We start from the raw sequence: 2276 nt of genomic DNA on the forward strand, positions 1-2276 counted from the left end.
GGTGGGTGCCACGTTCGGCGCCTACACGGCCGGGGAACAGACCCTGGCGGCCGATCTGCTTTCCTGCTTCGGACCCGGCGTGCTCGTGTTGGCCGACCGTAACTTCCTGTCCCACCGGCTGGTCCGGGACGTGCTGGCAACCGGCGCGCACATCCTGTGGCGGGCCTCGGCGTCGTTCGCGTCGACACCGGTCCGGGTCCTGGCGGACGGCACCTACCTGGCCGAGCTCAGGCCCGCGCGGAAGCCCGACGGCCCACCGATCACGGTCCGGGTCGTCGAGTACACCGTGCACACCACCCCCGCCAGCGGCGGCACCGCATCCTGCTCGGAGCTGTTCTGCCTGGTCACCGACCTCCTCGACGTCACCGAGTACCCGGCGCTGGACCTGGCCTGCGCCTACCCGGACCGGTGGGGATGCGAGACCGTGATCGGCCACCACAAGACCGACATGGGCGAAGGTCAGCCCGTCCTGCGCAGCAAGGACCCCGAAGGCGTCGCGCAGGAGATGTGGGCGCTGTTCGCGGTCTACCAGGCGATCCACCAGCTCGTCGGCGCCGCCGTCGACGCCGCCGGCATCCCCCCAGGCAGGATCAGCTTCCGCCACGCCCTGGCCGCCGCGACCGACACGATCACGGCGGGCTTTCCCCCCTCACCAGCGTGACCTGGCACTGGCCACCTTCCTCCTCAAGATCCTGCGACCCACGACGTTCGTCCGGGACCGCCCCGACCGCGCCAGCCCCCGCAAGACCAAGAAAGCCGGCGACTTCCCCGCCCGCCGGCCCGACGAACCCAGCGTGGTCAACGTCACCCGACGCATCGAACTCCACTGCCTCGACCGACCACGATCGCCTTAAAGCAGCGCCATTGGGCCGAGAACCTGCTTCCAGGTCACCGTCCAGCGCGGCGACGGCAGGAAACCATTGGTCGCACGTTTCGGTGGTGTCCCGCTGCACCGACAGCGCACCGCAGCCCTCACCGATCAAGCGCCGACGCTGGGCACCGTCCGCGGAAACGAGCTGATCCACCGGCTCCTCGCGGGCGGCTGCGAGATATGCGGAGCAACGGACAACGTGGAAGTTCACCATGTCCGCCACCTCGCAGATCTCAACAAACCAGGACGACGCGAGAGACCGGCCTGGGTCCGACTCATGGCGATGCGGCGGCGCAAGACCCTCGTGGTCTGCCGTCCCTGCCACGAGGCGATCCACGCCGGACGGCCAACCACGCAACCTACGGCACAACCACTGGAGAGCGATATGCACTGAAAGGCGCACATATCGTTCGGCGGGAGGCCGACGGAAAAGGACCCGCCCCACGCGGGCACCTCGTCGGCGGCCTACCCGACTCTACGAGGGGCCGGGGGTGCGATTCCCCCGGCCTACTCACCGGTGCCTGGTGGTCAAAGGTACCGAAGCCGATGCCGAAGCCTTGCGAGAGGAGATCGCGGAGGTCTTGTCCACGATGGGTTTGCGCCTGTCGCGGGAGAAGACTCTGATCACCCACATCGATGACGGCCTTGACTTTCTCGGGTGGCGCATCCAGCGCCACCGGAAGAGAGGCACGCGCGAGTACTACGTCTACTCCTACCCGGCTAAGAAGTCCGTCAAGGCGGTCACGGCCAAGGTGAAGACGCTGTGCCGCGAGGTCGAGGTGAACCAGCCTCTCGACGATCTGATACGCAGGCTCAACCCTGCGTTGAGGGGCTGGTGCGCCTATTTCCGGCCCGGGGTGTCGTCGGTAACCTTCGCCTACCTGAACCATTACGTGTTCGAGACGGTATGGCGATGGATACGCCGGAAACACCGCCGGTCCACCTGGAAGGAACTGCGCCGCCGCTACTGCGGCGGCGGATGGTGGCCTACAGGCCAGAACGGGGAACTGTTTAATCCGGAAAAGGTGAGCACCACACGCTACCGGTACCGGGGATCAGTCATCCCCTCTCCCTGGCCTGCGGCTGCCTGACGAGCACGTACGAGCCACAGCGGGACTTGTGGAGCGCCCGGTGCCTTGAAAGCGGCCCGGGAAAACGGACCGGCCGAAAGGTCGGAACCGCGTCCCGGGCCGACTTCACCGACCCGTGACTGCCGAAGTAGTCGCATTCATCGATGAACACAAGGACGTGGCCGGGGTCGAGCCGATCTGCGAAGTCTTGCAGTTCGCCCCGTCCACCTACTACGCCGCAAAAAGCAGGCCGGTGTCGGCCCGGTCTGTGCGCGACGCCGAGCTCAAAGAACAGATCGCCCGCGTGTACAAGGAGAATTACGAGGTGTACGGGG

2 protein-coding genes, 2 pseudogenes and 1 other annotated feature are annotated in these 2276 nt (G+C 66.8%); all 4 genes and pseudogenes read left to right on the top strand.

What is annotated here, in order from left to right; translation table 11 throughout:
- Positions 1 to 661, top strand: a 661-nt coding sequence (locus DD1DGNOD_RS05125; protein WP_165036432.1) for a transposase, incomplete at its 5' end; no start/stop codon positions are given.
- Positions 662 to 866: 205 nt separating this feature from the next.
- Positions 867 to 1265 (top strand): annotated as a pseudogene (locus DD1DGNOD_RS30690) (maturase); the annotation flags it as partial.
- Positions 1266 to 1461: 196 nt separating this feature from the next.
- Positions 1462 to 1962: a group II intron maturase-specific domain-containing protein gene (locus DD1DGNOD_RS05135; RefSeq protein WP_241255475.1), complete on the top strand. Its 501-nt coding sequence runs from the start codon at positions 1462 to 1464 to the stop codon at positions 1960 to 1962.
- Between the two features lie 97 nt (positions 1963 to 2059).
- Positions 2060 to 2164: a sequence feature (AL1L pseudoknot), on the top strand.
- Positions 2078 to 2276 (top strand): annotated as a pseudogene (locus DD1DGNOD_RS05140) (IS3 family transposase); the annotation flags it as partial. It overlaps the preceding feature by 87 nt.

It is taken from the genome of Candidatus Protofrankia californiensis (genome assembly GCF_900634765.1).
Lineage (GTDB): Bacteria > Actinomycetota > Actinomycetes > Frankiales > Frankiaceae > Protofrankia > Protofrankia californiensis.

Excerpts from the sequence above, each read along its gene's own strand:
- DD1DGNOD_RS05135 (WP_241255475.1), top strand. The coding sequence starts at position 1,462 with ATGGGTTTGCGCCTGTCGCGGGAGAAGACTCTGATCACCCACATCGAT.